Source organism: Sphingomonas bacterium, assembly GCF_028289855.1.
Lineage (GTDB): Bacteria > Pseudomonadota > Alphaproteobacteria > Sphingomonadales > Sphingomonadaceae > Sphingomonas.
The window spans coordinates 1-7,276 of record NZ_JAQGKZ010000010.1 but is presented as its reverse complement, the minus strand read 5'-3'; the positions used below and the strand labels follow the sequence as shown (position 1 = coordinate 7,276).

Here is a 7,276-nt window from a genome sequence, read left to right as displayed (position 1 = left end):
CGCCGGCGGCGTAAAGGGGGTCGGCGGCGCGGCCGGACGCGGCCGGCCGGTCCAGCCACCCTGCCCCGGACCTTGCCCCGCTCCCGGGCGCCGGCCCGGATCGGTGCCGGGCGACGTGTTCCATCCGCCGTTGTTCTGCGGCGGCGCTCCGCGATAGCCGTCGCGCCGCCAGCGATCGAAGCGGTCGGCGCGATCGCGGCGCTGGTTGCTCTCGTCGCCCAGCCGCACGCGCCAGTCGCGACGGTGGCGCGCGCCGGGCCCGGTGCGATAAAGCGACCAATCCGATTGCCCGCGCCAGCTGTCGAAGCGCTGCCCGAGGTCGCCGAAATACCACATACTGTCCGCCCAGTCGGTCGCGACGACAGGCGCGCGGCTGCGGATCGACGCGCGCATCGCGCGGCCGCGCTCGGCCAGCCACTGCGCGCCGTCGGCGATCGCGTCGCCCGGCCGCCACGCGACCAGATGCGCGTCGCTGCCGTACACCGCCGCCAGCGCGCGGCCGGCAAAGCCGTACGAATAGGCACCGTCGCCGACGAAGAACGGGTACGGCGCGTCGCCGTCGAAGGCATAAAAGCGGTAATGGTCGCCGACCGGCTCGGCCAGCATCAGCTCGCCGCCGCTCAATTGCCACGCCCAGCAATCGATCCCGTCATAGCGAAAGCCGTAATCGGGCGGCGACGTGCCGACCGTGTCGAGCAACGCGTCGGCATCGTCGATATAGCGATAGAGCGACGGGTCGGCGTAGGGCGACGGCGCGGGGGGTGCGGGCGGGAAATATGCCGGGGCCGGCGGTGCGGGTGGGGCATAGATTATCGGCTGGAAGATCGGCGCCGGCGCGGTCTTCTTGGCCGCCTTCTTCCCGGTCGCCTTGCGGACGACCTTCTTTTTGGCGGTCTTCTTTGTGACGACCTTCTTCGCCGCGACCTTCTTGGCCGCGGGCGGCGCGGCGACGGCGGGGGTGCCCGCCATGCCGGCCAGCGCCAGCAGTGCCGCGATCGCGCTGCCGTTTGCCAATCCGCGTTTACGCTCGCCCATCCCTACCCCCTGTCGGTTCGTGTCCAGCGCGATCGTTCCACATCCGGGATGAACCCCGGCTGTCGCGCATCGTCAGCCGATGTGCAGCATCGTGGCGGATCGCCGACCCAAGTCAATCGCGGCGGGAAAACGCGCTATTTGGCGAGCACGATCAGCTCTACCCCGGACCCGCCGCGCGCTGGCGTGCGCGCCGCGCCGGTCGCGATGCGATACTCCGCGACGCCATAAGCGACCAGCGCGCGCTTGATCGCCGCCGCGCGGCGCAGCGCGAGCCCGCCGCCCGATGCCGCCAGCTTGATCTTGGTGTTGAGGTGCGTCGCCATCACCCCGGCGATGCCGCGCACGCTGGCCTCGCCGCCCGCGCTCAGCGTCGCCGATCCGCCGGCGAAGGCGGTGTCGAGCGCGAAGCGTTGCGCCGCCGGCGCGTCGGACGCCAGATAGGCGTTCAGGCTTGCCGGGTTCGCCTCGGCCGGGCCGGTCGCACGCGGCGGTGCGGCAGGCGTGGGCGCTGTCGATTTCGTAGCGGCAATCGTCGCTCGTTCCGGGCTCGCCACCGGCGTGGGCGCAGCCGATGCTTTGGGGGCGGGCGGTCCGCGCATCATCATGCTCGCCCCGCCATAGGCCAGGGCGATCCCGAGCACCCCGACACCGAGCCAGACGAACGGAAAGGATCGCCGCGCGCCCGCCGCCGCCGTGCGTTCCGGCCCGGCATCCGCGGCGGGGCAGTCGAGCGTAACTCGGTCGGTCACTTCCGCGACACGCGCGAGCGGGATGGCATGCTGGTCGGTCTCGCTCGCGCCGACACGGTTGACGATGATGCGCACGCCCGACACGCGATGCACCGTCCCGACCAGCGCGCCGTCCGACCCGAAGATCGGCATATCCGGAATGATCGCGGCGCGGTCGGTCATGGTCGCTCTCCCCAGAGGTCGAGCGCATCCTATCGCCGCCGGCGTCGTTGCGCCAGCGTTACGGTTGCCTTTCCGGGAAACGCTGCCGGCCACGCTAACCGGCCACCCTCGCGTCAGATGGGAAAATCGCCGCGCAGGTCGGCCGTCCCATTCAGATTGGATGCGCTATACCTTGTCATGAAGGGCGGCTGGCTTACAAATTGCCCGGCGGGCTGCCGCCCTGGAGACGGGGGCTGCTGCAAAAGGGGGATCATGGGAGACGCAACCGATAGCGGGAAGCCGAAATCGATCGTGCTGTTTTCCGACGGAACCGGAAACGGCAGCGGGAAACTGTTCAAGACGAACGTCTGGCGATTGTATGAAGCCACCGATTTGGGGCCGAATCCCGAACAGGGCGAACGGTTGCAGGTCGGCTATTACGACAACGGCATCGGGTCGCAGGCATTCAAGCCGCTGGCGATCCTGACCGGGATTTTCGGCATCGGTTTGAAGCGCAACGTCCTCACGCTCTACCGCTACGCCTGCCGCAATCACAATCGCACCCAAGGCGACTCCATCTACGCATTCGGCTTCAGCCGCGGCGCCTTCACCATTCGGGTCGTCATCGCGTTGATCGCGTCGCAGGGGCTGGTCGAGTATGAGGATGAGCGCGAATTGCTGCGCAAGTCCGCCCAGGCCTATCGCCAAATGCGGCGCGAGGCCTGGCCCAGGGCGAAGATCGCCCAAGGGGTCTATTGGGTGGCACGACAGATCGGCGGCACGCTGGATACCGTCTGGCAACGTACGTTCGGCATCGAGCCCTACAAATCCGACGATAATTTCAAGCCGACGATCGAATATGTCGGACTGTGGGATACGGTGTCCGCCTATGGCGGTCCGATCGCCGAATTGACGCGGGCGATCGACAATTGGATCTTCCCGCTCAGCATGCCGAACTACGCCCTGGCGAAGGAAGTCCAGTCGGCGCGGCATGCCCTGTCGATCGACGACGAGCGCGATTCCTTCCATCCGCTGCTGTGGGACGAGGTGGCGGAAAAACGGCTGGTCGATGCGGAGGAGGTTCCTGCGGGCCGGATCCAGCAAGTGTGGTTCGCCGGCATGCACGCGGATGTCGGCGGCGGCTATCCCGACGAAAGCCTCAGCTACGTTTCGCTCGCCTGGATCATCGAAGGAGCGATCGAGCGGAATCTGCGCCTGCACGAGGACGCCAGGCAACGCATCCACGACATGCAAAACAGCTATGGCCCGATCCACAATTCGCGCAGCGGTACGGCCGCCTATTACCGTTATCAGCCGCGCCGGATCGCCGCCTGGCTGCATCCGGTCGATCCCGCCACGTATATCTTGCGCGACCCCGCGATCGTCGAAACGGAAGACGGGCCCGACAAGGGCAAGCAGCGCGGGCTCCTGCTGAAATGCCACGTCCACGAAAGCGTCATCGCGCGGGTTCATTCGGGCACCGACGACTATGCGCCGATCACATTGCCGGCGTCGTTCGACATCGTGCCGCCGTTGCCGCCCGGAAAGAACATCGCGCCGATGGTGAGCGCGGCGGTGCGCAAACGGCTCGCCAACCCGGCCGTCGCGACCGCGCGGGCCGAGCGCCAGGCCACGTTGTTCGACGAGGTGTGGAAGCGCCGCGTCCTGTATTTCTCGACGGTGCTGGCGACGACGTTGCTCATGGCGATGCCCGTATTGCCGCTCGATTATTTCCGGTTCAGCATGCTCAAATGGATCGGCGTGATGATCGGCGCGCTGGCGGATGTGCTCCCCGGTTTCACCCGTCCGTGGATCGACGCCTGGTCGAGCAATCCGCTCGCCGCGCTGTTGTTGATCCTCGCTATTCTCGTCCTGCTTGGGCGCAGCAACGCCGTCGAACTGCAGCTGCGCGACGGGACCCGGCGCCTATGGCGCGAAGCGTTCGGCGAGGAAGCGGTCGATCGCAGGCAGGAAGGGGTGAAGAAACCGCCGCTGCGGCTCAACTCGCCGCTGCGTCGCGTGCGGGAGAGCAAGACGTATCAGTTCGGCCTTCAGACTTTCAAATGGAAGGTGCTGCCCAATGTCCTCGGGCCGATCATCCTCATTGTCGGGGCGCTCGTCGGCCTGGCGCTAATCAGCCAGACCACCAGCGCGATCAAGGATAGCGCCGGCAGCTTTTGCCAGGACAAGATCGGCCGCCCGCTACCGACCCATGCCTTCACCGTCGGCGATACGACCTATGTCGATTTCAAGGCTGCCGACGCGTGCACGCCGACCGGCGTCACGGTCAAAAAAGGGCGCCACTACGCCATCAACTTCACGGTCGTCGACAAATGGAAGGATGGGAAAAGGCGCCGGTCTCGATGCCTCGCCCGATGGCCTCCTGCTGACGCCGGCGGCATTCGGCACGCAATGGCCGCAACGTACCCAGCCCAGCCCGCCATGGTATGCGGATTGGATCGGCACGTCGTGGCGGCGCATCGTCGCGGCGCGGTGGCTCCAGCCGCTTGCTGCGGTCCGATCGACCGAACTGACCAACGCGTTTCTGCCGCAAGTCTATCTCGAAGCGCTCGACGTGAAACGCGTTCGGGGTTTGGCCAACGTGTATACGGCGGAGTTCGTGGCGCCCGATGACGGGCCGCTCGAACTCTTCGTCAACGACGCGGTGGCGCCATTGATCCCGTCGCGGCATTTCTACGACAACAACCAGGGCACCGCCTGCGTCAGGATACGCGCGCTCGACGAAGACCCGACGGTGGCGGCGCCCGCGACGACACCACCGGCCGTCTTCGGCGCCGCGCTGAAGCCGCTGGAGATCTGCTACTTGCTGGTGCGTAAGACTGCGCCCGTCGGGACGGCGGCGGGCAAACGCTGATCATGCCTGGCTGACATCCGCGGTTTCGTTCCTATTTTGGGGGCGAAGGGATGCAATCCCGTCCCTTGCCCTGCTCGAACAAATATGGAACAAACACCCCGTCATGTTAACTCACATAAGCGTCCGCGGCGCCCGCGAGCACAACCTCAAGGATGTCTCGATCGACATCCCGCGCGATACGCTGACGGTGATCACGGGGCTCAGCGGCTCGGGGAAATCGAGCCTCGCGTTCGACACGATCTATGCCGAGGGGCAGCGGCGCTACGTAGAGTCGCTGTCGGCCTATGCGCGCCAGTTCCTCGAGCTGATGCAGAAGCCCGACGTCGATCATATCGAGGGGCTGAGCCCCGCGATTTCGATCGAGCAAAAGACGACCAGCCGCAATCCGCGATCGACCGTCGCGACGGTGACCGAAATCTACGATTACATGCGCTTGCTCTGGGCGCGGGTCGGGGTGCCCTATTCGCCCGCGACCGGGCTGCCGATCGAGGCGCAGCAGGTCAGCCAGATGGTCGATCGCGTGATGACCTTGCCCGAGGGCACGCGGCTGTACCTCCTCGCGCCGGTCGTGCGCGGGCGCAAGGGCGAGTATCGCAAGGAGATGCTCGAGTGGCAGAAGGCGGGGTTCACCCGCGTCCGGATCGACGGCGAGCTGTACGAGATCGACGAGGCCCCGGCGCTCGACAAGAAGTACAAGCACGACATCGAGGTGGTGGTCGACCGGCTGGTGGTCGGGCCCGATCTGTCGACGCGGCTGGCCGACAGTTTCGAGACCGCGCTCAAGCTGGCCGAGGGGCTGGCGTTCGTCGATCTGGTCGACGGCGTGGTGCCGGGGCGCGAGGATGAAGTCGATGACGGCGGCGCGATGAAGGGCGCGGGGATTCCGCCCAACCGCATCGTCTTCAGCGAAAAATTCGCCTGCCCCGTGTCGGGCTTCACCATCGCCGAGATCGAACCGCGGCTGTTCTCGTTCAACGCCCCGCAGGGCGCATGCCCGGCGTGCGACGGCCTCGGCGAAAAGATGATCTTCGACGAGGACTTGGTGGTCCCCAACCACGACCTGACGATCAAGAAGGGCGCGATCGTGCCCTGGGCGAAATCGAACCCGCCCAGCCCCTATTACATGCAAGTGCTCGGCAGCCTGGCGCGCGAATTCGGCTTCAGCCTCGAAACCCGCTGGGAGGATCTGCCGCAGGAATATCGCGACGTCATCCTCCACGGCACCAAGGGCCGCCCGGTCACGCTGACCTTCGTCGACGGCCGCAAGTCGTACGATGTGCGCAAACCCTTCGAGGGCGTGATCGGCAACCTCAACCGCCTCCTGCTCCAGACCGAGAGCGCGTGGATGCGCGAGGAGCTGTCGAAGTACCAAAGCTCGCAACCGTGCGAGGTGTGCCACGGCGCGCGGCTCAAGCCCGAGGCGCTCGCGGTCAAGGTCGCGATGAAGGACATCTCTTACGCGACGCACCTCTCGGTGGTCGACGCGCTGGCGTGGTTCCAGGACTTGCCCCGTCACCTCGGCGCGCAGCAGAAGGAAATCGCCGAGCGCATCCTCAAGGAAATCCTCGAACGGCTCGGCTTCCTTAACAATGTCGGGCTCGACTATCTCAACCTCGACCGCACCTCCGGCACCTTATCCGGCGGCGAGAGCCAGCGCATCCGCCTCGCGTCGCAAATCGGCTCCGGCCTGTCGGGCGTGCTCTACGTCCTCGACGAGCCCTCGATCGGCCTCCACCAGCGCGACAACGATATGCTGCTCAAGACGCTGCGGCGGCTGCGCGACCTCGGCAATACCGTGCTCGTGGTCGAACATGACGAGGACGCGATCCGCACCGCCGATTACGTCATCGACATGGGCCCCGGCGCCGGCGCCCATGGCGGCGAGATCGTCGCGCACGGCACGCTCGATCAGGTGCTCGCGCACAAGGACTCGATCACCGCCGATTACTTGAACGGCGTCCGCGAAGTCCCCGTCCCGCTGCTCCGCTCCAAAGGCAACGGCAAGAAGCTGACCGTCGAAAACGCCACCGCGAACAATTTGCGCGGCGTCACCGCGAGCATCCCGCTCGGCACCTTCACCTGCATCACCGGCGTGTCGGGCAGCGGCAAGTCGAGCTTCACGATCGACACGCTCTACGCCAGCGCGGCGCGGCAATTGAACGGTGCGCGCATCCTGTCGGGCACGCACGACAAGATCACCGGCCTCGAATATCTCGACAAGGTCATCGACATCGACCAGTCGCCGATCGGCCGCACGCCCCGGTCGAACCCGGCCCCCTACACGGGGCTGTTCGACGTCATCCGCGACCTGTTCGCCAAGACCCAGGACTCGCGGGCGCGGGGCTACAAGCCGGGCCGCTTCTCGTTCAACGTCAAGGGCGGCCGGTGCGAGGCGTGCACCGGCGACGGGCTGCTCAAGATCGAAATGCACTTCCTCCCCGACGTCTATGTCACGTGCGACGTGTGCCACGGCCAC

General features: G+C 66.5%; 4 protein-coding genes and 1 pseudogene. 3 read left to right on the top strand and 2 right to left on the bottom strand.

Translation table 11 applies throughout. The features are described from left to right. Both JWM94_RS00600 and JWM94_RS00595 read right to left on the bottom strand, forming a co-directional pair. Window positions 1-1,035: pseudogene (locus JWM94_RS00600) on the bottom strand (hypothetical protein); the annotation flags it as partial. A gap of 134 nt (window positions 1,036-1,169) precedes the next feature. Then, the gene (locus tag JWM94_RS00595; RefSeq protein WP_299419677.1) at window positions 1,170-1,946 is read right to left on the bottom strand and encodes a DUF2171 domain-containing protein; all 777 of its coding nucleotides are present in this window, start codon (window positions 1,944-1,946) and stop codon (window positions 1,170-1,172) included. Between the two features lie 252 nt (window positions 1,947-2,198). Here JWM94_RS00595 and JWM94_RS00590 point away from each other — a divergent pair, with 252 nt between their 5' ends. The 3 genes from JWM94_RS00590 to uvrA all read left to right on the top strand — a co-directional run. Then, on the top strand, window positions 2,199-4,559 hold the full coding sequence (locus JWM94_RS00590; RefSeq protein ID WP_299419674.1) for a DUF2235 domain-containing protein: 2,361 nt from the start codon (window positions 2,199-2,201) through the stop codon (window positions 4,557-4,559). Then, window positions 4,546-4,800 carry a hypothetical protein gene (locus tag JWM94_RS00585; RefSeq protein WP_299419670.1) on the top strand — a complete coding sequence of 85 codons (255 nt, stop codon included), beginning with the start codon at window positions 4,546-4,548 and terminating at the stop codon, window positions 4,798-4,800. The genes JWM94_RS00590 and JWM94_RS00585 overlap by 14 nt, the downstream gene beginning before the upstream one ends. Window positions 4,801-4,903: 103 nt before the next feature. After that, window positions 4,904-7,276, top strand: a 2,373-nt coding sequence (gene uvrA, locus JWM94_RS00580; protein ID WP_299419666.1) for an excinuclease ABC subunit UvrA, incomplete at its 3' end; no start/stop codon positions are given.

Excerpts from the sequence above, each read along its gene's own strand:
- JWM94_RS00595 (WP_299419677.1), bottom strand. The coding sequence starts at position 1,946 with ATGACCGACCGCGCCGCGATCATTCCGGATATGCCGATCTTCGGGTCG.
- JWM94_RS00590 (WP_299419674.1), top strand. The coding sequence starts at position 2,199 with ATGGGAGACGCAACCGATAGCGGGAAGCCGAAATCGATCGTGCTGTTT.